The sequence below is a fragment of the Anoxybacillus sp. PDR2 genome (assembly GCF_009834045.1).
Classification (GTDB): domain Bacteria; phylum Bacillota; class Bacilli; order Bacillales; family Anoxybacillaceae; genus Anoxybacteroides; species Anoxybacteroides rupiense.
Map to the genome: position 1 here is coordinate 3,514,855 of NZ_CP047158.1, position 24,548 is coordinate 3,539,402.

Consider the following 24,548-nt stretch of genomic DNA (forward strand, 5'->3'; position numbering starts at 1 on the left):
TTTACATCTTATAATATATAAAATTTGGATTAATCACCTCGAATTTCGCTTGATATTTTTGGGGAGGCGTGTGTGAAGAAAATAGATGGTACTAAAAAGCGAATGTTCCTGTATGGTAAGCAGGTCCAAACCATTGGAGGAAAATTTGCATGTGTTCTCCGTTCATCAAAGAACTCATCGATTGACCAGATTTTTCGATTTAAAATGAGCGAAACGAAAGAGAACGCTGGATGTTTGAACTTTCTCTTCCCGAACCATGTTTTTTATGTCTGATCTGCTTGCAACGCACGACAAGAATGGCTCGAAAAAAGAAGCAATGGATGCATGGCGATGCCCAAAAAATCGGGATTTTTTGAGAAGAAATCATTTCGTGTATTTTGTTGCCTTATTCGAATGGAAGAACGGAAGGGATGAATAACAAAATCAAGTGGCTCAAACGTCAGGGGTATGGATACAGAAATATCTAACGATTGGCATTGTGTATTCGGTTAGAAACGTCTACCGCAATTCAATGGTAGACGCAAGCACATCTTTTGGTGATGAACCACATTTAACTCAAATAGTATATTTATTCCTAAAAACTCTTAAAAAAATGACAGCCTTTCCACTCCAATACATAGCCCATTTTTAGGCCATATTGGATTATGTTTATGCGCCCAAAACAAAAAAGCCCTATAAAAGCTGAGCTTTATAAGACCATAGAGGATCCATCACTGTTACGCCCCTTTTTCTGATGGATTTTACTTCGTAGTGACTGACTTCCATATGGAGGATAAAATCCGGTTTGGGCTGATTTCTGCTTGCTTGATGTGCGGCAATATGGGCATCGCTTTTCTCTCACATTTTCCAATGCTCCTCTGACTCCTAGGCAACCAGCATCACCTCGCCGCCTTTTTTCACTAATATTTTCAAATCTACCAATCCTTCTTGCTGTTCAATCATTCCCGGCTGGCTGAATTGGTTCACAACCTGTTCTGTATATCCTTCTGCCACTGTGATTCGTCTTATTTGAATAAACATCTTTTTACTCACTCCTTTTATTCCTTTATTGCATGAGCAGAAATCGCACAGTCGCAGACGTTCACGATTCCGCCGTTGTCTCATCCTTCCGAGGGCCTTTGCTGTCTCCAACAGCTATAATGGGTTGATGAGGGATTTTTTCAATTCGTTCGTTCACCTCTTTCGAAAAGATGATCCGAAAACCAACAACAGGCGTTGGCCCTCCGAAGATGGCGAACGCCTGTTTGTTCATCTTACAACGCTTCTTTAATGATCTTTTTATAATAAAGAACGGACAGGATGCCGAAAATCGAGTATAACGCCGTATAGACGAGCATGACGGTCAGCATCGGCATCCAAAGCTCGGTGCCAAAAAAGAACCAGCCGGAGCGGACGGCGAAATAGCTGTGGGACAATCCCAAGATTAAAGGAATGCCAAAGTTGAATAACTGCTTTCCTTGAATGCCCAAAAGCAAATCGCCTTGCGTAAAACCAAGCTTTCTCAAAATCGTATAATTCGGTTGCTCGTCTTGACCTTCATCCATTTGTTTAAAATAAAGAATGCAGCCTGATGTGATCAGGAAGGTTAATCCTAAAAAGGCGACAATAAACATGATCAGCCCAAATTGATACTTCTGGTTGCTGATGATGGCGAGCCGGGAATCGGCTGGAGCATGGAAATTCATCGTTTGAAACATGTCGTCCGCTTTTTCTACTTTTTCTTCATCGGAAATATGAATTCCGATATAAACCGTGGACTCCTTTTGGATTTTCGGATCGATGTCCTTTTTTAGCCGTTCGAAAATCGTTTTATCCACAATGGCCGTCGGAAAGCCGTATGTGAAACGATAAGAAATATAATAGGTTTTTTCCAGTCCCAAATAACGCAGCTTGATCCCTTCGTGCTTTCCTTTTAACTGGATCTGTCCCGATTTTTTAAACGGCATAAATTGAGCGAGATAATCTTGATAACCGGTAAACAGCGTTTGATCCGGCGGCAAATCGATCGTTTCCACATCGCTGTCGCGAATGACCGGCACCGGCATGGCTGCTAGATCCACATTTAAGATGCTCGAATCCACATTCTCGAGAATGGAGGTGAGATCCGCCTTCACCTGAATCACGTCGATCACTTTTTCTTTATACGGAATGCCTTTCTCCTTGAGAGCCTCCGTGAAGCGTTTGGCATCTTCTTGATTCATAAAAGAAAAATCGGCAGCCACGGTATTTCGCGCCGTCTGTCCTGCTGAATAGTAGGAAATATAACTTAAGGACAGCAGCCCAATGGCAAGGGCGGACACCGTTGTAATAATCGTCAGCAGCAAAGCATTGGATTTCATGCGGAACATTAAAGACGAAAGCGACAATACTTCGCCAATATTTAAGTATCCTCCTCTTCTTTTGCGAAGGAGATAAAAAAGAAAGCTGACCGTTCCCTTGAAAAAGAAGTAGGTGCCGATAATGACAGATCCTAATATAAAGGCCATCGCTAGGAAAAGCTCATTGATCGTGGCAAAATCGCCGTCAAATAATTTGGATGACACATAATAGCCTGTCAGTATCAATGCGAGACCAAAAATTCCGATGAGCATTTCCAAAACCGATACTTTTTTTACTTCTGTCGTGGATGTTACGCGAAATAAAGACAAAATGGTCTGCTTTTGGATAAACCAGCGGTTCATCAGCATAATGAACAGATAAATCACACTAAACACAACCAGCGTTTGCACCAACGCTTTTTCGGAAAAAGACAAAGTGGCGATGGCTTCGATATTCGTCACTTTAAACAAAATCATCAGCAAAAGCTTGGAACTGGCAAATCCAATAAAAATGCCAATGATGAGAGAACTGTAATAAAGGATAAAGTTTTCAGCCGTCAACATGCGGGAAATTTTTCCCTTCGTCATGCCGATTAACTGAAATAAACCGATTTCTTTGCTCCGCCGCTTGATGAAAATGGCATTAGCATAGAAGAGAAAAACACCGACAATGGCAATAAGCAGCACGGAAGCGGCCCGAATGGCAGCGGCTCCTTTTACCGTTCCTTTCATCTCATTCAAGGCCGGATCATATTGCAATGTCACAAAAGAGAAATAAAGCGCAACGGCAAAAATTAAAGCAAACACGTACAAATAGTAATTTTTCAAGTTTTTTCTCAAGCTGCGGAAGATGATTTGATTAATGCTCATGCTGCACCCCGCCTAACACGCCTTGGGTTTTCATAATGTCGTGAAAGAAGGCTTGCCGCGTTTCATTTCCTTTGTTTAATTGCGTATACACCTGGCCGTCTTTGATAAAAATGACCCTGCTTGAGAAGCTGGCGGCGACCGGATCATGAGTGACCATCACAATCGTGGCTTTTCGCTTCCGATTTAAACGCTGCAGCTTATTTAACAAATCGGATGCCGATTTGGAATCGAGAGCGCCTGTCGGTTCATCGGCAAAAATAATGCTCGGTTCATGAATAAAGGCCCGCGCCGCTGAAGTGCGCTGCTTTTGCCCGCCGGAAATTTCGTTTGGATATTTATCTTTGATCTCATAAATGCCCAGCTCTGTCGCCAGTTCAGCAAATTTTTGCTCCGCCTCTTTTTTGGGCGTTTTCGTAATCGATAGAGGCAGTAGAACATTTTCCTTTACGGTCAAGGTATCCAGCAAGTTGTATTCCTGAAAAATGAATCCTAAATGGTTTTTGCGGAATTCCGCCAGCTGTTTTTCCTTCATGCCGACAATATCTTTGCCTTCAATTTTAATCATTCCTTGACTGACCCGATCAATGGAAGAAAGAACATTGAGCAGCGTTGTTTTTCCGGAGCCCGAAGGTCCCATAATGCTGAGAAATTCCCCTTTTTCTACGCGAATATCGAGTCCTTTTAACACCTCTTGTTTATTAAATTTATTTCCATAGCTTTTGTAAATGTTGGATGCTTCTAAAATGATCATGTTGCTTCCCTCCTCGTTTTCTATGTTAATCCACCTGGTTGTTTTTTTCCTTCGATTGGCCGAACAAATCGAAAAAGCATGTGACAATTTTGTCACATGCCTGTGATGCGGACAAATTCATTTTTTTCCGGGAACGTGATCGTGAAAGTCGTCCCCTCATGGAGCTGCGATTGGACGTCGATATCGATGAGCAATGGTTCGGCGGCTTTTTTCGCCAAATATAACCCCATGCCCGTGGCCGCTTGATCTTGATGCGCCGTCGTCGATGTGAAGCCTTTATCGAAAATGCGCGGCAAATCTTTCGGATCAATGCCGCGGCCAAAATCCCGAATTTCTAATTGGACATGGCCCTTCTGCATCGAGCTTTTGATGACGATATCGGATGATTCGCTGTATTTCACGGCGTTGGTTAAGATTTGCCGAATGATAAAAGAAAGCCATTTCGCATCGCTCAGAACGGAAGAAACCTCCAGCTCGATGTCAAAGCCGATTCCTTTTTGCATACACCATGATTGCAGCGCTTTAATCTCTTTAAAAATAAGCGGTTCCAGCTCGACATGCTCGATGTATAAATCGTTTTCCATAAAAAGAATCCGCTTCTGATGGAGCTGCTGGTCAAGCAGCATATGAATGCGCAGCCACTCGTATGACAGCTGCGATTTGATTTTCTCCTCCTCTACCCGTTCAATGATTAAATGCATCGCCGTCAGCGGGGTTTTTACTTCATGGATCCATGATAGCAGCTCATCCTTCTCCTCTTCTAAGGAGACCCGATTCTCCCAAGCGGCCTGCTTCAGCAAGTTCGTTTGGTTGACGAGCGTGGATTCCACCATTTTTTCAAAAGGGCTTTCGGCATGGAGAACGTTTGAGAGGTCAAGATCGCTTTCCCATTCTTCTAAGCTTTTATAAAACTTGGTTTCTTTTTTATAGCGGACGATCACAAAAAGGATCAACATGATCGTCAATAAAAAGACTATATAAAAGGCAGACTGCAATGAGATCGCGGCATCAAGATAAGAGACAAAAAGGATAAATAGCTGCATAAATAAAAAGAAAAAGATCCAGCTTTTTCTTTCCATGATATATTTTTTAATCATCGATAGCGGCCTCTTCCTTTGCCATATAGCCCTGTCCGACTTTCGTTTCAATCAAGCGGCCCAAGCCAAGTTCATCCAGCTTTTTCCGCAAACGGTTGACATTCACCGTTAATGTATTGTCGCTGACAAAACGCTCGTCTTCCCATAGCTGCTTAATCAATTCGGTCCGGGTGACAATTTTGTTTTTCTTATGAAGCAAATGTTTAAGGATCAATATTTCATTTTTAGTTAATTCCATCGTGCCTTGATCGTTGGTAACGGTATTCTTTTCATAGTCGATCGTCGCGCCGCACCACGTTTTCAACTTCATTTGATCGGTGCTATAATTATATACTCTGCGAAGGATCGCTTGTATTTTCGCAATCAGCACATCAAAATGAAACGGCTTTTGGATAAAATCATCCGCCCCAAGCCGCATCGACATCACCATATCGGTCGGATGGTCCCGTGACGATAAAAACAAAATCGGCACATTCGAATGGGAACGGATCATGCGGCACCAGTGAAACCCATCAAATTTGGGCAGCTGAATATCAATGATGACTAAATCCGGTTTAAAAGCGGAACATTCCTCCATCACTTTTCCAAAATCGCGAATGCCCCGCACCTCGTATGACCATTGCGTCAACCGTTCTTTTATTTCTTGAAAGAGGGTGAGATCGTCTTCAATAAGCAAAATTTTAAACATGTTTTCACCACGCTTTTCCGCCGATCTTCGACATTCCAGCACCATGTTTCCTATTCATTGGATGATCTGCCGGATTCATCACATTTGTTCTTATTATACCTGATTTTTCAATGGACATGAAATGGGTTTCGTATGGAGTGAGCGATTGCTAAAGCCGATCATCAAATCACTCTTATTGAAAGAAGGAGGGGAAACTGATGACAGGATCAAATCAAGGTTCTGTGAGAACTCTTCACATAAAGTGCCGAATGAAACCCCCCTTATCATACAGAGGAATTTTTTCGATAGAAGCCAGCCTTTTTATCGTTTTTTAGTCGACTGACAAGCTTGTTTATATCGATACCACGAGAAGATAGAACGGATAGCCGCTACAAAAGCAGAAGCCGCTTTTGAATAAGCCCTATGCTCCATCTTCTCGTTGGATCTAGATCATTCACAAATGGATTGGCCTCCGAAATCAATGCCCCCTCTTCACCCCGTTTAAAGGTAGGAGACTTCTCAGTGGATTGCTAAAAAGATTTTCTTGATTTAGGCTGGTCGAGTGGGCTACAACCACTTTCCCTTCCTGTTAACAAGAATCATTCCTAACACAATTAAAAGCATGCCACTTATACTCAACATGGTTAAACTATTTTTGAATACAAAAAAATCAAATATCACTGTTATAGGTGGCACACAGTAAAATAAGCTTGTTACATTTGTGAGATTTCCCTTTTTTATCATCTGATAAAGCAACAGGGTTGCCCCGACAGAAATAACGAACACCATCCAAAATAGAGAGAATACAAACATAGGGGTCCAATTAATTTTTTGATCAAAAAAGTACAATAAAATGGATAAAAAAATGGTTCCAGATGTATATTGGATAGCCATATTGGATATTTGATTAGCTTGTATAGATTTTTGTAATATGGTTCCACCTGTAATACAAATAAGTGAAAGAAATGAACTAACCAAGCCTATCTTGGAAAAGCTGTTGATCGCTGTATGATCGATTACTACAAGAACAAGACCCATTATTCCAATAAAAAGCCCAAGCCATTGAGTGATATTACTTTTTTCTTTTGAAATAAATGTAGTAAGAATAGGTTGTGCACCAAGTATTATGGTGAGAAGCCCAGGAGAAACCTTGTAATCCAAAGCTAAAAAGTAAAATGTTTGATAACCTGCTTGCATGCATAACCCAGTAAACATCATATATAGCCACTCTGTTGAAGTTGTTGGTAAAGGAGTTCGTAATATAAACATTGTTATCCAAAAAAGAAGTGATGAGATGAATAATCGGAAAAAAAGGAAAATAAATGGATCGGCATCATGTAAACCAAATTCTACAAAAATTGCCCCACTACTCCACATAAAAACAAATAACCAAGGGATAGCATTCTTCCCTAACGAACTTGTACCCTTTGTAGATTTTTTCATTCGTGCATTCACTAAAATTTTGAATGATTCATTCATTTTTCATCCCTCTTATTTTTTAAATAAAGAGCTTTGGAAATAAATCCAAAGCTCTTTACTTTTTCAGACTAATTGTTCAGATTCTGAGAAGTTAAATGAAAATCTTTCACCAAGTTTACGTTCTTCAACTAAAAATCTTCGCAAATTGATAGCCTTATTATAAACAGAAGAATCACCAGATTTTTCTGTTATTTCTACTAACCAGTCATAGCAGTCTGAAACGGATATATTCTTATAGAAGTGAATTTTTGAAAGAAGAAAAACAATATCCCTAAAGTTGTATTTAGAAATCACTTTAGATAAAGACGTTACAAGCGATTCCTTAAAATCACTGGATACCTCTTCTCTCTTAATAATTGTTGGATCAAGATTTGGATTGTATACACTATCATTTATAAAGACATCCTTAGGACTAAAGGGGCCGGGAAAAGCATAATCTAAACATAGGAAAATTCTGCTCTTATTGGAAAAATTAATAGCAGCATGGACAATCGCGGCATCTAAAAACCAAACTTCTCCTTTTTTCATTTGAAATACATTTTCTTCATCTGAGTGAAAAGCATACTCATTATCTTCTAATGGTATAAAAACTCTAAAATATTGATCTTTTGATCTCTCTAATTCTACAAAGTCTTTATGCGGAATAACCATACCATCAATTAGGTTTCTCGTTCTAACCATTTTCAGATTATTGAATGTGAAATTTCCTCTAATTAATTCGTCAATATATGTTAGAGCCTTACCATATCGTGTTTGTTGAATTGGGTAATCATAGTCTTTATACATTGTATTTAATTCATCACTAGTCCAACTCCACAAGGTGCAATTTTGCCAAAATCCTGTACCAAATTCGTCATACTCTTCAGCAATCTTAGGAAATTCATTGTGAATTTCTAAATCTCTTTTTAATTTTTCATCATCAATATTAATCTTGCCTAAAATATAAGAAGCCATAGTACTTCCTCCTTCAAATAAAAGATATACTATTTTTAAAAGAACAAATTTCCAATACAATTTTATAAATTTTTCATGAATTAGTAAATTTAGTTATTTAAAATATAATTATCGAATTTTTCAATAAGAGGTGTGAGGGTTTATGGAAATTAGACATCTGAATACCTTTAAAGCCATTATCCAAACAGGGAATTTTTCCAAAGCCGCAGAGCTTCTTAATTATTCCCAATCAACTGTAACTTTTCATATAAAAGCAATAGAAGATGAACTAGGGGCCCCCATTTTTGATAGGATAGGCAAAAAGGTGTTATTAACGGAAGCAGGTAAAAAGCTATTGCCCTATGCCATTCAGATACTAAATGCTTTCGGAAATTTAAAAGAAGCTGTAGGAGAGCAGGGGGAAATAAGAGGTCAATTAAGGATTACAGCACCTGAAGCTCTTTTAATCTATAGATTACCTCCGCTTTTAAAAGAGCTGAAAGAGGACTTTCCAGGCATTGAAATTCAATTGCAACATTTGGACCCAATCAATTGGCGAACAGATTTAAGTACAGGGAATGTTGATCTAGCGTTAGTAATCGAGAAGGATAAAAATGAAGACAATCACATTATTTTGGAAAAGTTATGTGACGAGACGATGGCACTTATTTCAGCCAAACCCATTAAACTGAATGAATTACATTCATTGAAAGGACAAGTGTTTTTATTAACCGAGAAAGAATGCAGTTATCGCGCAATCTTTGAAAGGATCATTATGGAAAATATTCCAGATACATCACCAGAATATTGGAAGCAATCTAGCATTGAATTTTGGAGCATAGATGCTATTAAGCAGTGTATAATGTGTGGCTTCGGTATAGGATTATTACCGTATAGCACAGTCAGTCAAGAAATAAGTAAGGGATTCATGCATGCTCAACCTTTGCCATCCAGTGAAAATTTATCTGTTTATTTGTCTTATCATAAAGATAAGTGGCTCTCGCCTTCGATGCGAACATTTCTAACCCTTTTGAGGAAGCATGCTAGCAAATGGAATCTCGAGATGACTTAGTTCATCACCGTCTATCTTAATAGCCACTAGAATATTGAAATTATCGTTCATCCAAAAATAGATTCCTATTTTTTCTACAGTCGAAGGCAAGGAGACTGACTTGCCTTCGTTACACAACGACCAACAGGATACATCCGGATCAATGAACTTGTCGGGATGTAGTGTTGTTTGGTCATCCAACCGCCAAAAGACGAAAGAAGCCTTATAGAGAAAAGCGCTCTACAAGGCTTCCTTGAATGCCGGCTCGACATCCTTTCAGAGATGGCAAGTATCATATTTGAACAGGTGTGACGGCATCATGCAAATATGTTTCTAATTCTTTTTGATACTGGTGTTGCTCCGCTTCACTCCATTCCAAGGTTTTCGCCATATAGTGAATCACCGATTCCTTCCATTGACGAACGAAATGAATATTGAAAAATAATGCTCCCGTTCTTCGAATAAAGAAGTCTTCCGGTTTAACAACCATCTCTTCCTCCAGGCCATATTGAAGGGAAGCCAACACATCGACCGGCAATTGAAGCTCGGCCGCTTCTTTCTTTAATTGAACGGCTAATTCAAACACCCGGTCTACATTTGTGCCATATAAGCGAGCCAATCGTTCGGCCTGTTTTCTCGAAAGTCCCGCCTTTTCTCCCTGTTCGGCTTTTTTGGCCACAAACGTTTCCATATGGGCGGAGCCTCCGAAATCGCCCCCGGAAATGGGCAGCTTTTTCGTTTGGCAAGGGGAAAAGCTGGCGTTTCCTTCTTCTTTTAGCAATTGAGCGACCCGATCCACAATCGTTTCCGCCATTTTGCGGTATCCCGTTAATTTTCCGCCGGCGATCGTGATCACACCTGAATCTGCTATCCAAATCTCATCTTTTCGGGAGATTTCCGACGGGCTTTTCCCTACCTCATGAATCAACGGTCTGAGTCCAGCCCAGCTGGATTCAACATCTTCCGCGGTAATGCCGACCGTTGGAAACATATCATGAATCGCCCGAAGGAGATAATCGCGATCCTCCACGGTCATTTTCGGATGGGCCAGATCCCCCTCATAAAACGTATCCGTTGTGCCAACATATGTTTTTCCATCACGCGGAATGGCAAACACCATTCTGCCGTCAGATGTATCAAAATAGATCGCTTGTTTTAATGGAAAACGGCTTTTGTCAAACACTAAGTGAATGCCTTTTGACAAAATCAGATGTTTTCCTTTCAAGCTGTGATCTTTTTCCCGCAAAGTATCGACCCAAGGGCCAGTGGCGTTGATGATTTTCTTCGCGAAAACCTGATAGGACTTTCCGGTGATTTGATCCACTACGCTTACCCCTACAGCTCTCCCCTTCTCATAAATAAACGCATTGACCTTGGCATAATTGAGCGCTTTGGCGCCGCATTCGACTGCCTTTTTCATCACTTCAATCGTCAAGCGTGCGTCGTCTGTTCGATACTCGACATAATATCCCCCGCCTAATAATCCTTCTTGCTTTAAGAGCGGTTCCTTCTCCATCGTTTGCGACGCCGTCAACATCGTTCTTCGCTCGCTTTTTTTCACATCCGCCAGATAATCGTATATTCTTAGTCCAATCGAGGTGCTCCATTTACCAAAGGTTCCTCCTTTATAAATCGGCAGCAGCATCCATTCAGGCGAAGTCACATGCGGCCCGTTTTCATAAACAATCGCGCGTTCTTTCCCCACTTCAGCGACGAGCTTCACCTCCAGCTGCTTTAAATAACGGAGCCCTCCATGCACCAGCTTCGTGGAACGACTGGAGGTTCCAGCGGCAAAATCCTGCATCTCAAATAAAACGGCACTCATTCCTCTTGTCGTTGCATCGAGCGCAATCCCCGCGCCGGTAATGCCGCCGCCAATAATGATGACATCGAAGGTTTTGCCTGCGACCTCTCCTAAAATTTCTTGTCTTTGCTGTGCAAATACAGGTTTCTTCATGAATGATTCCTCCTATGATCCGTCAAAAGTTGAAAAAAAGAGACCACATACACACTACGCTCCTTTTACAGACGCAATGTTATGTGGTCTCTCCTTGTCTCCAACCGAATATTAACTTTGTATGTATTGTATCATATTTTTCGATTTCTGAAAAATTTTTTGCATGTAAATACAATGAATTTTTTCCATCTATATCCGCGACCCAGCGCATAGATTCCTCTCCCTTCACGTTTCGATGCCAGGCATCCCCCTTTGTCGTATAATGGAGATAATAAGGATTTCTCCAATCTTTCTCGCTTTTCCCAACAATTCACATAATAAAAACATGGGAAAATGCGGGATCTAGGATAAGGGTTTTAAAAAACCGCTCTGTTAAAATAGCCATAAGGAGGAAATAAAATGTTTCTAAAACTCACCGTCCATAAAAAGAACGGCCTTCACGTCCGAATGGCGGCCGCGTTCATTTCGCTGCTTCAAAACCTGCTTCCGAATCAAGAAACACTGAAAAAGACGTACGTTCTTTATCGCGATCAAAAAGTGCAGGTGAACAATCTGCTATCATTAGTGTCCTTAAAGATCGGCCAAGGAGAGGAATTTATCCTGCACGTTGCCGAAAAACTTGACGATTCGACCGTCCAGCAAATTCAAAGATTTTTCGCGCCAACAGATCTTGAAGACTCGCAGCAATCGGAAACCGATCGTCTTCTCATGGAAAATTCCCTTACCCTTCATGAAGCCATCTCAGCTTTACCGAATGGAATCATCGTGGTCAATAGCGACAATATCATTACTTACGTCAACGCGCGGGCAGCCCAGCTTTTGCAAACCAATCCTCATGAGCTGATCAATCAGCGCGCAGACGAAGTCATCCCCCATTCCCGACTGCATGAAGTGCTAAAGACGGGAAAAACGGAATTATCGAGAAAACAAACGATCCATCATCATACGCTGCTGACCACCCGTTCCCCGATTATGTTTAATGGAAAAGTGATTGGAGCCGTCGCGATTTTTCAAGATATATCAACCATCGAGAAAATCAGCAAAGAATTAAATGAAGTAAAAGAGCTGCAGCAACGGTTGCATCTCGTTCTAAAATCGGTCTCGGATTTGATCGGATTAACAGATGAAAATGGGACGTTGATCTACACGAATGAGGAAATGAACGCTTTGCTAAAAAAGATCAAAGGCGAGCCCCACATTCAATCGATCATCGGCCCGCATGAATGGAACCACGTGAAAAAAGCCGAAAAGCAGCTAGTAAAGCTCATCCAAGTAAACCAACAATCTAGTTATATCACGAAAATCAATCCGGTGTTTGTAGACGGCGCATTTCGCGGAGCAGTCGCCACGCTGACTCCTTTCGATGATATTCGAACACTTCTTGACAAAATTGATCTCATGGAGCAAAAAACGAAATACCTAGAGTCAGAGCTGGCGAAACACCAAGGGGTTCATGAAGCCTTTCACCAAATCATCGGAAATAGCGAGATCCTTAAAGAATCGTTAACGATCGCGGCAAAGGCGGCAAAAACCGATTCAACGGTCATCATCACAGGCGAAAGCGGCACAGGAAAAGAACTCGTTGCGAAAGCGATCCATGAGGCCAGTTCTAGAAAGAACCATCTATTAGTTCGCGTAAATTGCGCGGCCATCCCTCCTCATTTAATGGAAAGCGAGCTGTTCGGCTATGAAAAAGGAGCCTTTACCGGGGCGTATAAAACACACCGCGGCAAATTTGAACTCGCTCATAAAGGAACGATTTTTTTAGATGAAATTGGCGATTTAAGCTTGGAGTTGCAAGCTAAAATTTTACGTGTGCTACAGGAAAAGGAAGTGGAACGAATCGGGGGATATGCGCCGATTCCATTGGATGTTCGCGTGATTGCCGCGACCAACCACGATCTAAAAAAAATGGTGGACGAGGGGCGGTTTCGCGAAGATCTTTATTATCGGCTCCATGTCGTGCCGATTCATCTCCCCCCTTTAAGGGCGAGAAAAGAAGATATTCCCCTCTTAGTAGAAGCGTTTCGTCAGCAACTGAATGAGCGTTTGGGAAAAAATATCAAGGGCTATGAAAAAGGATTCATGGAAGCTCTGCTTAGCTATCACTGGCCAGGGAATATTCGAGAATTGCAAAATGTGATTGAACGGCTCTTTAATCTCGCAGATGACGATATTTTGCGCTGCAAGGATTTGCCTTACTACATCTCCCACCCTTCATGCCATGAACAGCAAAACACGCCTGAGAAACAAGCAATCGATTGGGGCAACGAAGTGCGGCCCTTCAAAGAATATGAAAAACAAATTTTTGCTTTTGCCTGCCAGTATTATCCGAGCTATAACCAGCTGGCCCAAGCGCTGGGAATCACTCATAAAACGGCCGCCAAAAAAATAAGAGAATACGGCTTGGAGCACTTGGTTGGGAAAAAGTATCAAACAAATTGATACTTTTTCCCAACGTATTCGTCATCCCATAATGAAAACGCTATAATAAAGCGTTTTCATTTTTGGCATGATTTTTGCAGTTATAAAATAAAGAAATCATTCAGAGGAGGTAAGTCTATGAAAAAATTAATCAATGACCCGAACCAAGTAGTCGATGACATGCTGGCAGGAATGGTGGAAGCCCATTCTGATAAACTAAAAAGATTGCCAGACACGAACGTCATGATTAGAAAAGACGCTCCGGTTTCCGGGAAGGTCGGCGTCATCAGCGGCGGTGGAAGCGGTCACGAGCCGGCGCACGCCGGATATGTCGGCAAAGGCATGCTTGATGGAGCCGTATGCGGTGAAGTGTTCACGTCCCCCACCCCCGATCAAATTTTGGCAGCGATCCAAGCGGTTGATAGCGGAAAAGGCGTGTTGCTCATTATCAAAAATTACACCGGGGATATGATGAATTTTGAAATGGCGGCGGAAATGGCGGAAGCAGAAGGAATCCAGGTCGCAAAAGTGGTGGTAAATGACGATGTGGCAGTAGAAGATAGTACATACACCACAGGCCGGCGGGGCATCGCCGGTACCGTGTTCGTCCACAAAATCGCCGGTGCTCTAGCGGAGCAAGGGGCCACGCTCGCAGAGGTGGAAGCGGTCGCGAAGAAAACAGTGGAAAATGTGCGATCCATGGGAATGGCCTTAACTCCTTGCACCGTTCCCGCAGCTGGAAAACCGGGATTTGAACTGGGTGAAAATGAGATCGAAATCGGCATGGGAATCCATGGGGAGCCCGGCATCGAAAAAACCTCCATCCAATCGGCGGATGAAATCGCCCAAATCCTTCTCAACAACATTCTCGAGGACTTGCCGTGGAAGGAACACGACAAGGTGGCGGTCATGATCAACGGCTTAGGCGCCACGCCGTTAATGGAATTGTATATTATCCATAAAAAAGTTTCCGAGATTTTAAGAGAAAAGCGCATCCATATACATGAAACGTTCGTCGGCGAATTTATGACCTCGCTCGAAATGGCCGGCTGCTCTATTTCATTATTAAAATTAGACGACCAGCTCAGCGAACTGCTCGATGCGCAAGCGGACACCATTGCTTTCAAAAAATAACGGCTTTGCTTTTTGATCAGTCGCCGCTAAAAAAGGAGGGAGATCCAACATGTTATGGAATGTAGAACAAGCGAAAAAATGGATCAAACGGTTGAACGACAACATTCAAGAAAATAAAGTGTATTTAACGGAACTGGATCAAGCCATTGGCGATGGAGATCACGGTTTGAATATGGCGCGGGGACTTCAAGAGGCGGCCAACAAAATCGCAGACAGCCACTACGACGACCTCGGCTCGTTGTTTAAAGATGTCGGCATGACGCTCATTGCGAAGGTGGGCGGAGCTTCAGGCCCATTATATGGAACGGCTTTCATGAAAGCTTCTCTTGTTCTTAAAGACCGAAAAGAAGCGGATAGGAACGCTTTCGTTGCGGCGTTCTCAGCCGCCTTGGACGGGCTCAAAATGCGGGGAAAGGCACAAGTCGGAGACAAGACGATGATCGATGTGTGGGATCCGGTCATCGCGTGGATGAAAAGCCATGAAACGATTCGTGCAAACGAATTGGTGGATTTATCGAAAGAAAAAATGGAAGATACGAAAGAGCTGGAAGCAAAAAAAGGCCGGGCGGCTTATTTAGGAAAGCGGTCTGTCGGCCATCTTGATCCCGGAGCCGTTTCCTCCTATTTACTATTTGCTTCTTTAGCCGAATCATTCGAAAAAGGAGAGTCAGCCCCATGAAATATGTCAGCCTTGTCTTAATCTCGCACAGCTATGAAATTGTCAGCGGGTTAAAAAAACTGCTGAGCCAAGTTCAGCCTGACGTACCGATCGCCATCGCCGGAGGAGCGGAAGGCGGAATCGGAACCAATGCGCTCGACATCCAAACAGCGATTGAATCCGTCTATTCCGAAAAAGGCGTTGTGGTCTTATTTGATTTAGGGAGCGCGCTTATCAATGCGGAAATGGCCCTTGAAATGATGGAGCCGCACGAAAACATCAGGATAGCCGACGCCCCTCTCGTAGAAGGAGCCTATGCAGCGGTCGTGGAGGCCGGCTTAGGAAGCTCGTTGGCAGAAGTCGTCCGGGCGAGCGAAAGCGCAAAGGAACTTGTGAAAATTCATCGCTAGTCAAACATTTGAGGAGTGAACCCAATGATCGAAAAAGAAGTGACCGTCACTATTGAAAACGGGCTCCATGCCCGACCAGCGGCCCAGCTTGTCCAACAAGCCAGCCAATATCAAAGCAAACTGGAGCTTGTGATCGGCCAACAAAAGATTAATGCAAAAAGCATCCTTCATCTGATGAGTGTGGCCATCTCCGAAGGGCAAACCATCAAAGTGATGGTCGACGGGGAGGATGAGCAAGAAGCATGGACGTTTATCGCTTCTTTTCTCCAACCGGGCAATGAATCTACTCTGCGATAACGAAGCGTTGGCATCACCGCAGCAGCAAAACTTCATAATCTGATGATGATGTGGCTCCATTTTATCCGTATGTCACAAAAATAATCTAACAATTCAAAAAAAATAATTGACAACGCTTTCTTTTTATCGTAAGCTGAAACTAAGTTAATAGTTGTGACGGAGAAATGGAGATCCACAGTCATTCCCTATAGCAGTCTGCTTCACTGCAGGCGCGTGGGGGAGTTGCTGTGGATCTTTTTTATGAGCTAAAACAGCTATCTCCTCACAAAAAACGACCATACCAAAAGAAAAGGAGGAAATAGGAATGTCTGCGTTTTTTGGCGAACTTATTGGTACCATGATATTGATTATTTTTGGAGGTGGCGTAGTCGGCGGCGTGGTCCTCAAAAAATCAAAAGCCGAAAATTCCGGCTGGATTGTCATTACGATGGGATGGGGACTTGCCGTAGCCATGGCTGTATACGCTGTCGGCCAAGTTAGCGGCGCCCATCTGAATCCGGCAGTGACCATCGGATTAGCGGCGATCGGGGAGTTTCCTTGGAGCGATGTACCCGCTTACCTTGCCGCTCAAATGATCGGAGCCTTTATCGGCGCCGTCGTCGTGTATTTGCATTACCTACCCCACTGGAAAGCGACCGACGACCCGGGGGCCAAGCTAGCGGTATTCTCCACCGATCCGGCCATCAAAAATCCGGCGGCCAATCTTTTAAGCGAAGTCATCGGCACGTTTATTTTGCTGCTTGGCTTGCTGTCGCTTGGAGCGAATCGATTCGCGGACGGGATCAATCCGTTTATCGTGGGCTTTCTCATTGTGGCCATCGGGCTCTCCCTAGGCGGGACGACGGGATATGCCATCAATCCAGCCCGGGACTTAGGCCCGCGAATCGCCCATTTCCTTTTGCCGATTCCGGGCAAAGGAAGCTCCGACTGGGGCTATGCGTGGATTCCTGTCGTCGGGCCGATCATCGGAGGCACTTATGGAGCGTTATTTTATCAATGGGCTTTTAAAGGAGACAGCACCCCTGCCTTTTGGATTTTCACCATCGTAGTTGCTGCTATCATAGCAGCAGCGCTAGTCGGCAATAAAGAACAAAAAAGCGTCAACCTCTATAAGAATACGAAAGTATCAAGCTAAAAAATGGTGATTAAATAAAAATGAGGTGAAGAAAATGGAAACTTATATTTTAGCTCTTGACCAAGGAACAACGAGCTCACGTGCCATCATCTTTAACAAACAAGGAGAAATCGTTCATCTGTCGCAAAAAGAATTTACACAATATTTTCCAAAACCAGGCTGGGTTGAGCATAATGCCAATGAAATTTGGGGCTCCATCTTATCAGTCATCGCCACTTCCTTGTCCGAATCTGGAATCAAGCCGGAGCAAATTGCCGGTATCGGCATTACGAATCAGCGCGAAACCACAGTGGTTTGGGACAAAAACACCGGGCAGCCTATCTATAACGCCATTGTTTGGCAATCACGGCAAACCGCAGACATTTGCGAGGAGTTAAAAGCGAAGGGGCTTGATGATACTTTTCGCCAAAAAACAGGACTGCTTATTGATGCCTACTTTTCCGGCACCAAAATCAAATGGATCTTGGATCATGTGGAAGGAGCCAGAGAAAAAGCGGAGCGAGGAGAACTGTTATTCGGAACGATTGATACGTGGCTCATCTGGAAGCTCTCGGGCGGAAAAGCGCACGTCACGGATTATTCCAACGCTTCTCGAACTTTGTTATTCAATATCCATGAACGGAAATGGGATGATGAACTGTTAGACTTATTAACCGTACCGAAGTCCATGCTTCCAGAAGTGCGGCCATCTTCTAACATTTATGCCCATACCGTGCCATATCATTTCTTCGGACAAGAAATTCCGATTGCCGGAGCAGCCGGCGACCAGCAAGCCGCCCTATTCGGCCAAGCGTGCTATGAAGCAGGAATGGCGAAAAATACGTACGGAACAGGCTGCTTTATGCTGATGAACACCGGCGAAAAAGCGGTTGCGTCCCAGCACGGGCTACTGACCACGATCGCTTGGGGACTTAACGGCAAAGTGGAATATGCGCTGGAAGGAAGTATTTTTGTCGCGGGCTCTGCCATTCAATGGCTAAGAGACGGGTTGCGCATGTTCAAAAACGCGGCTGACAGCGAGCAATATGCCGAACGCGTCACCTCCACAGAAGGCGTGTATGTGGTACCGGCCTTTGTCGGGCTAGGAACCCCGTATTGGGACAGCGATGTGAGAGGAGCGATCTTTGGATTGACACGGGGAACGCAAAAAGAACATTTGATTCGCGCTACGCTAGAGTCCCTCGCCTATCAAACAAAAGATGTGCTCACGGCCATGGAAGCGGATTCAGGCATTTCCTTGAAAGCGTTGCGCGTGGATGGCGGCGCAGTAAAAAACAACTTTCTCATGCAATTCCAAAGCGATATGCTCGGCGTACCGGTGGAACGCCCGGTCGTCAACGAAACGACCGCGCTTGGAGCGGCCTATTTAGCAGGCCTGGCGATAGGATATTGGAAAGACCAAGACGAAATCGCGCAACAATGGAACATCGACCGGACATTCACCCCAACGATGGGCGAAGAAGCCCGAAACGCATGCTATGCAGGATGGAAAAAAGCCGTCAAAGCGGCGATGGCCTTTAAATAAACAGACCGCGCCGCTCCCTTGATCGTTTCTGGGGAGCGGCGCTTATTCTGTATACGTTTCCATGGATTATGTTCCATTTTTGATGTTTGCTCCACAGCCGCTTAACCATCTGCCCTCTCCTCACTTCTATAAGGCTTTTTTTGCCCTAAACCATCGCATCGACAAAGCCTTTTGTTACTTGAACATCAAAAGCGCAACAATTCCCAATGCCAAATCGCGAAAAAAGAAGCATAGCTTCTCGTTTTATTTTTTAGGCTGTTCATCATGGCGATAAACGCAATAATGCCTCCTTTTTTTTCCATAAACCACCCGATTTGTTGGAAAGGCGGTGATTTCATGCACTGCTCCTTCACAGGCGCGCCATCAGGCAGTGACAAAAAAAGTCAGGTTTGCTACACTAAAAGAAACATCTGCTCATGATTTTTATGCGAGGAGAGATAGGAACATGAACTCATCTGTCGTTTATCCGTCGCGCAGCCCTGTTGCTAAGCTAGCTGTTGCTTTTTTAGCCGCATTAGCCGTAGCGACAGGCGGGCTGTATGTGGGGCAATCCATTTCCACCGCTTGGTATTTGCCGCTTTACATTCTTGAAGTCATTTTGCTGCTTGTGATGATCTTTTCACGGCGCCAAAAAGTGGTGGGCTACCCGCTAATGTTTGCGTTTATGTTCGTTTCAGGCGCCACGTTGGCTCCCGTCATCGGTTACTACGTTTCCATTATTGGGGCGGCAGCCGTCTTTAAAGCGTTTGCTTTAGCGGTCATTTCCTTTTCTGGCGTTGCTCTTTACGCCGCGAAAACGAAAGAAGATTTTTCATTCCTCGGCGGCTTTCTCACGCTTGGGGCATTCGCATTGCTCGGCTTACTCATCGTCCAGTGGTTTATTCCGTTTTCAAACGTCGGACAAATGGGCATTGCCGCTTTAGGCATTTTGATTTTTCTCGGCTTTACGATTTATGACATCAACCGGCTTGCCCGCCACGGGTTTAGCGAAGCAGACATCCCTATGATCGTCGTTAACATCTATCTCGACTTCATTAATTTGTTCATCTATATTTTACGTTTCTTCGCCAGCGACGAAGACTAAGTGCCTGTCACGATCCAAAGTTTTTCGAACCTAGAAACAGAGAGTCGAAGGACTCTCTTCTTTTTCATTTCCAAAGCAGGAGTGTTGTCCATCTTGTCGAAAGCATATATGACGGTTGATCATGACCGATTGTTTAAGGAATTGATCACGACTTTTTTTGAAGAGTTGATTCTTCTCTTTTTCCCGCACATGTATGAGTATATAGACTTCGAGCATGCATCGTTTTTGTCGGAGGAGCTGTTCACCGATGGGACGGCGGGGGAGAAATATCATGTCGATATACTGGCAGAGACGAAACGGAAAGGAGAAGATCGTCTCATCATCGTCCATATTGCAAATCAAAGCTACGTACAACCTTCTTTTCCAGAACGAATGTTTATTTATTTTAGCCGCTTGTTTGAAAAACATCGCAAGCCTATTGTCCCCATTGCGGTGTTGAGCTACGACTCCCTTCGTCATGAACCTTCAGACTTTACACTTCGATTTCCGTTTGGAAAAATCATGGACTTTCACTTTTTCACCGTTGAGTTGCGTAAACAAAATGAGCGTGATTACATTCGCCATAACAATCCAACCGCTGCTGCGTTGTTAAGCAGAATGGGACATGCTGAAAATGAACGAGTAAGAGCTAAAGAAGCAATTTTTACGTATGATGGTGCGTATGGAGGACAAAGCAAAGCAACGATTGTTAATCGGCTTTTTTGAGACATATGTCAACCTATCAGACGAAGAAGAACAGCAATTATGAAACGAGGTGAATGAAATGGAAACAAAAGAAAAAGAACAAGTGTTGGAATTGATCATTTCGTACGAGAAAAAGGCGCTAGAGAAAGGATGGAAAGAAAGCGTGGAGCGAAGATTACGCAAGGATGGCAACAAGAAAAACGCCACATCGCGAAAAAAATGCTTGCTAAAGGATATGGACATCCAAGCGATTCATGAACTGACGGAGCTGTCTTTAGAGGAGATTGAGAAGTTGAGATAGATGCTCGTCACGTCCCGAAGTTTTTCGAAGATCGGGAAAAGAGAAATGAAAAGAGGATGCGGGAGCGAACGTTCTTATTTAAGGAAGCTTTTATCTCTGTCAAAAAAGAAATGATAAAACTCGTGCGCCCACATGAAATTTTCGTATATTCTCGCTGTGCGGTGTTAATATGGACACAATAATCACCGTTATAGTCATACACAAGCCCCACCATCGTTAGCATTTTGAATCGGAAACTGCAATACATTGGCGTGCTCGTAAAGATCAGTTTTTATAATAAAATAAGCGGCTTTACATGAGCAAGAGGATCTCTGAGAGAGTAAATACGGTCCATTGCCTTTTTCATTTTCGACAAATGTGTTTTGTTAGGCTCTAAAATCATTTCAAGATTATCTTTTGTAATCAAGGACTCCCCCTTGGATTTTCCGAATTTGTGACTGATTTTAAAACATCGATCCGTTCAACAAATTCACTAAAAAGATGCATACCCTTTTTTAATTCTTCGTCCACTGTACCGTAAAACGAAAGTGCCACATAATTCATAAATGAATCAGCTCGGCTACGGCCAAACGTTCTTTCTTTGAATTCCATATCTGCCTTGTAAAAAAAGAACGGATCCTTAATGCAGAATAGCTTATTGGTCTTTGCAACATACTCCTCCACATTTCCTTCGCCTTTTAAGAAATTATAATAAGCTGTCTTCTTAATACCCGTACGTTCCATCACCCATGAATGTTTAAAGGACAAAAAATAGCCCTTTCTGAAAAAGAAAGGATGATGTCAAGTCAGATATGTTTCTATTTTCGCTAGGCATTCATCAATGATTCTATCTATTTCTTCAATTTGTGCATCTTCTGGATTATATTTCTTTAAAATTGTTAGATTACGAGCTTTCCAATCCAATGATTTAATTTGATCCGTTAAAACTACCCCTGTTATTGGATAGCCATCGCCATCAAGGGATATTCCTTCTTTTGGTAAATCCACTTCGAAGGGATAACCCTTCTTTTGATTGGTCATCGGACAAACAACGATAAATCCTGTTGCTTGATTGAATTCTTTAGGGGATAAAACAATAGCATTCCTTCTCCCGGCCTGCTCATGACCAGCTTGTGGATGGAAGTTTAAAACAACGAAATCGCCTCTCTCTGGTACGTCTGCTGGCATTAAATCAATTCACGCCCTTCTACCCCAAAATCAATTTCCTCGTGCCGATTTTCAGGTGTAATCTGCGATAGCAGTTCTTCCAATGTGTATTTCTTCCGTGTTCTTTTTGGCTTTAATGTGATGATCCCTTCATTTTCAATCATGTTTAATTCCATTTCGGAACCTTGTTTGATCCCTATTTGATCAGCAACATCTTTTGGGATACGAATGCCCAAACTGTTTCCCCATTTTTGAGCAACAACTGTAGACATGTAGTCCCCTCCTTTACTTTGGTTGATTTTGCTTTCTAAATGTTCCTTTGCGTTCATTATATCACCCCCACCCCGAAATGTATATACATAGTATATACATTCTTCCGAAAAAGGATACCCCTGATTTTTCGACAAACCAATATTCTCGCCGCAAAGGCGATCATTTGAATCGATAAATGAAAAATGCTTTTTTCAGACTCAAAAGCATATATCAACCAGTATCGTTACAAACATTGAACTGCGAAATGAGGCATAAAGCTTTGCCATAACAAAAAAGGCAGGATCTTCAAGGAGAATCTAAAGCATCTATATAAAAAATCAGACAAACTCGTTTTTGTTCATGTGGGCAATGCATATGACTCATCCTTTATCATAATTCAACAAGCTTACGAGCGGTTTTCCGATGAAATCCTGCGCCTCTATTGGAGCAGTGACAGACACCAACCCTTACTCCACTTTCTTCATCATGTTGAGAGACGCATCTTTCGCTTCATTCAGTTTGTCTTCATAACGTTGTAGTCAAGGAACGAGTTCATCCCGCAACCCTTCGATCGCGGGCATGCTTACGCCAGGAAGGTTCATCGCGAGAGAAGAAAGCTCCCACGACAAGGTCGTCCGCGCCCGCTCGCAAGCATCTTCGGCATCCGAAATATGCCGGGCGATCTCCTCTAACTCATCCAGCTTCAGCCGGATCATCGTCTGTACAGCTCCCCCGTTGGTTTGAACCATTCCGCTGATGTTTCGCTTCGTTCTCGATCGAAAGGTAGGACCATCTTCCGTTTTCCTGTATGCATGTTGACTCACTCCTCCATCTATCTTTTTTATAGATGGTAACATAAGTAAAATAAGGGTAAATGATAATTCTATAACGATTTTTATCATCAATCATTCATTATATACCTAATTTTCACCTGACAAATAATCCAAAAGTCCTTAACTATTGGTGTTTGGAATGGATGGTGACTGGCTTGTTTCAAAAGAGCCAAGCCACTTGGTGACATTACGCATCCTTTCCGTTGATTGTAGCTATCACACAAGATAACACGATTCACTTGATAGCAGAAAAATCAAGCTTCCCTTCGATTTATGGGCTTTTTGTGCGTATTTTGCATCCATTATGCGTTTTGCCACATGCTCTTGCTCCATTACTGAGTAAATATAATGTGCTAAAACTTGCTCTTTTTACTTGTAACTTTATACAGGCATTTCAAATATAAATATTTCGTGCTCAATTTTGGTTAATGGGAGGAATTTGAGTGCCTAGTACATTTGAGCAAATGAAAAATGACATAGAGAAAGGATGGGATATCGTTCTTTGGTCCAAGTCGTACGGTTGGGGTGAAGCAGCAAAATTAGCAGGATGTATATACCTAGGCTGCGCTACAGCTTATCTTGGTCAGCAATTGGAAGAACTTGCTGCTAAGGTAGGTCCAGATTTACTTAAACAAGCTTTAGCTAATAAGGGGAAAATATTTGGTGCTGGACAATTTGAGGTAGAAGCGGGGACTGCCTATTGGAGCACCTACTATAATGTTTGGAATCCTTTTAAAAGGCGTCATGAAAGAGTTACTACAGACCGATATGTTCGATTATACGTGAGAATGAGGAGAAAAAGAAGCTCAGCGGAGTACAGAGTACACGATGAACAAACGTATCAGCCGGAGCACTTCCAATACCCGGAATACTCTGGCGGGTTGGTATATCCAGTCACTGAAAAGGGGGATATCATCTTATAAAAATAAATCTAATAAAACTTTGAGAAGGGGATGGGAACGGTGCCTGTCAAGCTCCAAAGTTATGTTGATGTACACTATTTATGGCTCGATTCCTCTCTTTTCTATCATTCCAGTTACTATTGGTTGGTTGATACTCGTTCATCCTTTTCCCTTCTAAAACAAAAATAGCCCTTTCTTGTTTGGCTTGCTCAACCGAATAGCTCGCCACCTTTTCTGTCTGTTTATTATACTGCTTCCATTCATATACAAGCAATGAGCATTAAGATATTGGCAGTCACTAATAATTTATTAGGCCGAGGCCATATAGAAGCTCCGCAGTTGCTGCAAAATTTGTCATTAGAATTAGTTCGATTTCCACATTTAGCGCAACCCCCCCTCTTTTTCACCTTAATACATGCACTTATTATTATATGCCGACAATAAGTAAAATTCCGACCGTCATTTTCACACATAATAAGGAAGATTTGGATAAGACTAAAATCGAAAATGAGCATGATGTATATTCGCTCATCCGCCCCATATTTCCAGATGCTAGATTAGAGGTGGTAGATGATGCCGGTTATGCTTCCGTCAGATATGATATCGTACTCGATGAATACGGAATTTAATAGAGGTGAAA

The 24,548-nt window shown here is 42.8% G+C and carries 27 protein-coding genes and 1 pseudogene; 13 read left to right on the forward strand and 15 right to left on the reverse strand.

Translation table 11 applies throughout. From position 1 onward, the window contains the following. Nucleotides 1-365: 365 nt before the first annotated feature. Nucleotides 366-467, forward strand: a complete 102-nt coding sequence (locus GRQ40_RS16940) for a transposase (protein ID WP_255357527.1) — start codon at nucleotides 366-368, stop codon at nucleotides 465-467. Between the two features lie 397 nt (nucleotides 468-864). Here GRQ40_RS16940 and GRQ40_RS19095 read toward each other — a convergent pair whose 3' ends face one another. The 8 genes from GRQ40_RS19095 to GRQ40_RS16980 form a co-directional block, all read right to left on the reverse strand. After that, nucleotides 865-1,020, reverse strand: coding sequence for an antibiotic biosynthesis monooxygenase family protein (locus GRQ40_RS19095; protein ID WP_369818729.1), 156 nt, complete (start codon nucleotides 1,018-1,020; stop codon nucleotides 865-867). Nucleotides 1,021-1,081: 61 nt separating this feature from the next. Beyond that, on the reverse strand, nucleotides 1,082-1,252 hold the full coding sequence (locus GRQ40_RS16950) for a hypothetical protein (RefSeq protein ID WP_159720464.1): 171 nt from the start codon (nucleotides 1,250-1,252) through the stop codon (nucleotides 1,082-1,084). Nucleotide 1,253: 1 nt separating this feature from the next. Further along, the gene (locus tag GRQ40_RS16955; protein ID WP_159720465.1) at nucleotides 1,254-3,188 is read right to left on the reverse strand and encodes an FtsX-like permease family protein; all 1,935 of its coding nucleotides are present in this window, start codon (nucleotides 3,186-3,188) and stop codon (nucleotides 1,254-1,256) included. Continuing rightward, the gene (locus tag GRQ40_RS16960; RefSeq protein ID WP_080860040.1) at nucleotides 3,178-3,939 is read right to left on the reverse strand and encodes an ABC transporter ATP-binding protein; all 762 of its coding nucleotides are present in this window, start codon (nucleotides 3,937-3,939) and stop codon (nucleotides 3,178-3,180) included. Before GRQ40_RS16960 ends, GRQ40_RS16955 begins: the two co-directional genes overlap by 11 nt. Before the next feature lie 92 nt (nucleotides 3,940-4,031). After that, nucleotides 4,032-5,036, reverse strand: a complete 1,005-nt coding sequence (locus tag GRQ40_RS16965; protein WP_159720466.1) for a sensor histidine kinase — start codon at nucleotides 5,034-5,036, stop codon at nucleotides 4,032-4,034. Further along, nucleotides 5,029-5,724: a response regulator transcription factor gene (locus GRQ40_RS16970; RefSeq protein WP_159720467.1), complete on the reverse strand. Its 696-nt coding sequence runs from the start codon at nucleotides 5,722-5,724 to the stop codon at nucleotides 5,029-5,031. Before GRQ40_RS16970 ends, GRQ40_RS16965 begins: the two co-directional genes overlap by 8 nt. A 546-nt stretch (nucleotides 5,725-6,270) precedes the next feature. Next, nucleotides 6,271-7,182, reverse strand: a complete 912-nt coding sequence (locus GRQ40_RS16975; protein WP_159720468.1) for a DMT family transporter — start codon at nucleotides 7,180-7,182, stop codon at nucleotides 6,271-6,273. A 63-nt stretch (nucleotides 7,183-7,245) separates the two neighbouring features. After that, nucleotides 7,246-8,136: an aspartyl/asparaginyl beta-hydroxylase domain-containing protein gene (locus GRQ40_RS16980; protein WP_159720469.1), complete on the reverse strand. Its 891-nt coding sequence runs from the start codon at nucleotides 8,134-8,136 to the stop codon at nucleotides 7,246-7,248. A 142-nt stretch (nucleotides 8,137-8,278) separates the two neighbouring features. Here GRQ40_RS16980 and GRQ40_RS16985 point away from each other — a divergent pair, with 142 nt between their 5' ends. Then, nucleotides 8,279-9,187 (forward strand): LysR family transcriptional regulator, encoded by a 909-nt coding sequence (locus GRQ40_RS16985; protein WP_044744366.1) that lies wholly within the window; start codon nucleotides 8,279-8,281, stop codon nucleotides 9,185-9,187. A gap of 271 nt (nucleotides 9,188-9,458) precedes the next feature. Here GRQ40_RS16985 and GRQ40_RS16990 read toward each other — a convergent pair whose 3' ends face one another. Continuing rightward, nucleotides 9,459-11,123 (reverse strand): glycerol-3-phosphate dehydrogenase/oxidase, encoded by a 1,665-nt coding sequence (locus tag GRQ40_RS16990; protein WP_159720470.1) that lies wholly within the window; start codon nucleotides 11,121-11,123, stop codon nucleotides 9,459-9,461. 399 nt (nucleotides 11,124-11,522) lie between these two features. On the opposite strand from GRQ40_RS16990, the gene GRQ40_RS18820 reads away from it, so the two are divergent. The 7 genes from GRQ40_RS18820 (at nucleotide 11,523) to glpK (ending at nucleotide 18,706) form a co-directional block, all read left to right on the forward strand. After that, complete coding sequence (locus GRQ40_RS18820; protein ID WP_159720472.1) at nucleotides 11,523-13,568, forward strand: sigma 54-interacting transcriptional regulator; 2,046 nt, start codon at nucleotides 11,523-11,525, stop codon at nucleotides 13,566-13,568. A gap of 117 nt (nucleotides 13,569-13,685) precedes the next feature. Further along, entirely contained in the window at nucleotides 13,686-14,681 is a 996-nt protein-coding gene (gene dhaK, locus GRQ40_RS17000; RefSeq protein WP_159720474.1) for a dihydroxyacetone kinase subunit DhaK, read from the forward strand. A gap of 49 nt (nucleotides 14,682-14,730) precedes the next feature. Continuing rightward, nucleotides 14,731-15,360: a dihydroxyacetone kinase subunit DhaL gene (gene dhaL, locus GRQ40_RS17005; protein WP_159720476.1), complete on the forward strand. Its 630-nt coding sequence runs from the start codon at nucleotides 14,731-14,733 to the stop codon at nucleotides 15,358-15,360. Continuing rightward, nucleotides 15,357-15,749: a dihydroxyacetone kinase phosphoryl donor subunit DhaM gene (gene dhaM / locus GRQ40_RS17010; protein ID WP_159720478.1), complete on the forward strand. Its 393-nt coding sequence runs from the start codon at nucleotides 15,357-15,359 to the stop codon at nucleotides 15,747-15,749. The genes dhaL and dhaM overlap by 4 nt, the downstream gene beginning before the upstream one ends. A gap of 24 nt (nucleotides 15,750-15,773) precedes the next feature. Beyond that, the gene (locus GRQ40_RS17015; protein ID WP_080860026.1) at nucleotides 15,774-16,046 is read left to right on the forward strand and encodes an HPr family phosphocarrier protein; all 273 of its coding nucleotides are present in this window, start codon (nucleotides 15,774-15,776) and stop codon (nucleotides 16,044-16,046) included. Between the two features lie 304 nt (nucleotides 16,047-16,350). Next, the gene (locus GRQ40_RS17020) at nucleotides 16,351-17,181 is read left to right on the forward strand and encodes an MIP/aquaporin family protein (RefSeq protein WP_159720480.1); all 831 of its coding nucleotides are present in this window, start codon (nucleotides 16,351-16,353) and stop codon (nucleotides 17,179-17,181) included. 34 nt (nucleotides 17,182-17,215) lie between these two features. Next, nucleotides 17,216-18,706, forward strand: coding sequence for a glycerol kinase GlpK (gene glpK / locus GRQ40_RS17025; RefSeq protein WP_159720482.1), 1,491 nt, complete (start codon nucleotides 17,216-17,218; stop codon nucleotides 18,704-18,706). A 185-nt stretch (nucleotides 18,707-18,891) separates the two neighbouring features. Here the strand turns inward: glpK and GRQ40_RS17030 are convergent, their stop codons facing one another. Further along, a complete protein-coding gene (locus tag GRQ40_RS17030; protein ID WP_159720484.1) occupies nucleotides 18,892-19,044 on the reverse strand; it encodes a hypothetical protein in 153 nt (50 codons plus the stop codon). 107 nt (nucleotides 19,045-19,151) lie between these two features. Between GRQ40_RS17030 and GRQ40_RS17035 the strand changes: the two genes are divergently transcribed. Together GRQ40_RS17035 and GRQ40_RS17040 are read left to right on the forward strand one after the other, a co-directional pair. Then, complete coding sequence (locus GRQ40_RS17035) at nucleotides 19,152-19,790, forward strand: Bax inhibitor-1/YccA family protein (RefSeq protein WP_159720486.1); 639 nt, start codon at nucleotides 19,152-19,154, stop codon at nucleotides 19,788-19,790. A 108-nt stretch (nucleotides 19,791-19,898) separates the two neighbouring features. Next, nucleotides 19,899-20,775: pseudogene (locus tag GRQ40_RS17040) on the forward strand (Rpn family recombination-promoting nuclease/putative transposase). Nucleotides 20,776-21,046: 271 nt separating this feature from the next. On the opposite strand, the gene GRQ40_RS18830 reads toward GRQ40_RS17040, so the two are convergent. The 5 genes from GRQ40_RS18830 to GRQ40_RS17065 form a co-directional block, all read right to left on the reverse strand. After that, on the reverse strand, nucleotides 21,047-21,181 hold the full coding sequence (locus tag GRQ40_RS18830) for a hypothetical protein (protein WP_255458232.1): 135 nt from the start codon (nucleotides 21,179-21,181) through the stop codon (nucleotides 21,047-21,049). After that, entirely contained in the window at nucleotides 21,178-21,498 is a 321-nt protein-coding gene (locus tag GRQ40_RS17050) for a hypothetical protein (protein WP_236546361.1), read from the reverse strand. Before GRQ40_RS17050 ends, GRQ40_RS18830 begins: the two co-directional genes overlap by 4 nt. Nucleotides 21,499-21,555: 57 nt before the next feature. Then, nucleotides 21,556-21,942, reverse strand: coding sequence for a type II toxin-antitoxin system PemK/MazF family toxin (locus GRQ40_RS17055; RefSeq protein ID WP_044744379.1), 387 nt, complete (start codon nucleotides 21,940-21,942; stop codon nucleotides 21,556-21,558). Continuing rightward, nucleotides 21,942-22,250, reverse strand: coding sequence for an AbrB/MazE/SpoVT family DNA-binding domain-containing protein (locus GRQ40_RS17060; RefSeq protein ID WP_159720487.1), 309 nt, complete (start codon nucleotides 22,248-22,250; stop codon nucleotides 21,942-21,944). The genes GRQ40_RS17055 and GRQ40_RS17060 overlap by 1 nt, the downstream gene beginning before the upstream one ends. Nucleotides 22,251-22,712: 462 nt before the next feature. After that, on the reverse strand, nucleotides 22,713-22,997 hold the full coding sequence (locus GRQ40_RS17065; protein WP_159720489.1) for a hypothetical protein: 285 nt from the start codon (nucleotides 22,995-22,997) through the stop codon (nucleotides 22,713-22,715). A 452-nt stretch (nucleotides 22,998-23,449) separates the two neighbouring features. Here GRQ40_RS17065 and GRQ40_RS17070 point away from each other — a divergent pair, with 452 nt between their 5' ends. Together GRQ40_RS17070 and GRQ40_RS18690 are read left to right on the forward strand one after the other, a co-directional pair. Further along, nucleotides 23,450-23,929 carry a hypothetical protein gene (locus tag GRQ40_RS17070; protein ID WP_159720491.1) on the forward strand — a complete coding sequence of 160 codons (480 nt, stop codon included), beginning with the start codon at nucleotides 23,450-23,452 and terminating at the stop codon, nucleotides 23,927-23,929. A 464-nt stretch (nucleotides 23,930-24,393) separates the two neighbouring features. Then, the gene (locus GRQ40_RS18690; protein WP_236546362.1) at nucleotides 24,394-24,537 is read left to right on the forward strand and encodes a hypothetical protein; all 144 of its coding nucleotides are present in this window, start codon (nucleotides 24,394-24,396) and stop codon (nucleotides 24,535-24,537) included. Nucleotides 24,538-24,548: the final 11 nt, after the last annotated feature.

What these genes read in the sequence shown, in the direction of transcription:
- GRQ40_RS19095 (WP_369818729.1), bottom strand. Translation starts at nt 1,020, where the DNA reads ATGTTTATTCAAATAAGACGAATCACAGTGGCAGAAGGATATACAGAA.
- GRQ40_RS16950 (WP_159720464.1), bottom strand. Translation starts at nt 1,252, where the DNA reads ATGAACAAACAGGCGTTCGCCATCTTCGGAGGGCCAACGCCTGTTGTT.
- GRQ40_RS16955 (WP_159720465.1), bottom strand. Translation starts at nt 3,188, where the DNA reads ATGAGCATTAATCAAATCATCTTCCGCAGCTTGAGAAAAAACTTGAAA.
- GRQ40_RS16960 (WP_080860040.1), bottom strand. Translation starts at nt 3,939, where the DNA reads ATGATCATTTTAGAAGCATCCAACATTTACAAAAGCTATGGAAATAAA.
- GRQ40_RS16965 (WP_159720466.1), bottom strand. Translation starts at nt 5,036, where the DNA reads ATGATTAAAAAATATATCATGGAAAGAAAAAGCTGGATCTTTTTCTTT.
- GRQ40_RS16970 (WP_159720467.1), bottom strand. Translation starts at nt 5,724, where the DNA reads ATGTTTAAAATTTTGCTTATTGAAGACGATCTCACCCTCTTTCAAGAA.
- GRQ40_RS16975 (WP_159720468.1), bottom strand. Translation starts at nt 7,182, where the DNA reads ATGAATGAATCATTCAAAATTTTAGTGAATGCACGAATGAAAAAATCT.
- GRQ40_RS16980 (WP_159720469.1), bottom strand. Translation starts at nt 8,136, where the DNA reads ATGGCTTCTTATATTTTAGGCAAGATTAATATTGATGATGAAAAATTA.
- GRQ40_RS16985 (WP_044744366.1), top strand. Translation starts at nt 8,279, where the DNA reads ATGGAAATTAGACATCTGAATACCTTTAAAGCCATTATCCAAACAGGG.
- GRQ40_RS16990 (WP_159720470.1), bottom strand. Translation starts at nt 11,123, where the DNA reads ATGAAGAAACCTGTATTTGCACAGCAAAGACAAGAAATTTTAGGAGAG.
- GRQ40_RS18820 (WP_159720472.1), top strand. Translation starts at nt 11,523, where the DNA reads ATGTTTCTAAAACTCACCGTCCATAAAAAGAACGGCCTTCACGTCCGA.
- dhaK (WP_159720474.1), top strand. Translation starts at nt 13,686, where the DNA reads ATGAAAAAATTAATCAATGACCCGAACCAAGTAGTCGATGACATGCTG.
- dhaL (WP_159720476.1), top strand. Translation starts at nt 14,731, where the DNA reads ATGTTATGGAATGTAGAACAAGCGAAAAAATGGATCAAACGGTTGAAC.
- dhaM (WP_159720478.1), top strand. Translation starts at nt 15,357, where the DNA reads ATGAAATATGTCAGCCTTGTCTTAATCTCGCACAGCTATGAAATTGTC.
- GRQ40_RS17015 (WP_080860026.1), top strand. Translation starts at nt 15,774, where the DNA reads ATGATCGAAAAAGAAGTGACCGTCACTATTGAAAACGGGCTCCATGCC.
- GRQ40_RS17020 (WP_159720480.1), top strand. Translation starts at nt 16,351, where the DNA reads ATGTCTGCGTTTTTTGGCGAACTTATTGGTACCATGATATTGATTATT.
- glpK (WP_159720482.1), top strand. Translation starts at nt 17,216, where the DNA reads ATGGAAACTTATATTTTAGCTCTTGACCAAGGAACAACGAGCTCACGT.
- GRQ40_RS17030 (WP_159720484.1), bottom strand. Translation starts at nt 19,044, where the DNA reads ATGAAATCACCGCCTTTCCAACAAATCGGGTGGTTTATGGAAAAAAAA.
- GRQ40_RS17035 (WP_159720486.1), top strand. Translation starts at nt 19,152, where the DNA reads ATGAACTCATCTGTCGTTTATCCGTCGCGCAGCCCTGTTGCTAAGCTA.
- GRQ40_RS17050 (WP_236546361.1), bottom strand. Translation starts at nt 21,498, where the DNA reads ATGGAACGTACGGGTATTAAGAAGACAGCTTATTATAATTTCTTAAAA.
- GRQ40_RS17055 (WP_044744379.1), bottom strand. Translation starts at nt 21,942, where the DNA reads ATGCCAGCAGACGTACCAGAGAGAGGCGATTTCGTTGTTTTAAACTTC.
- GRQ40_RS17060 (WP_159720487.1), bottom strand. Translation starts at nt 22,250, where the DNA reads ATGAACGCAAAGGAACATTTAGAAAGCAAAATCAACCAAAGTAAAGGA.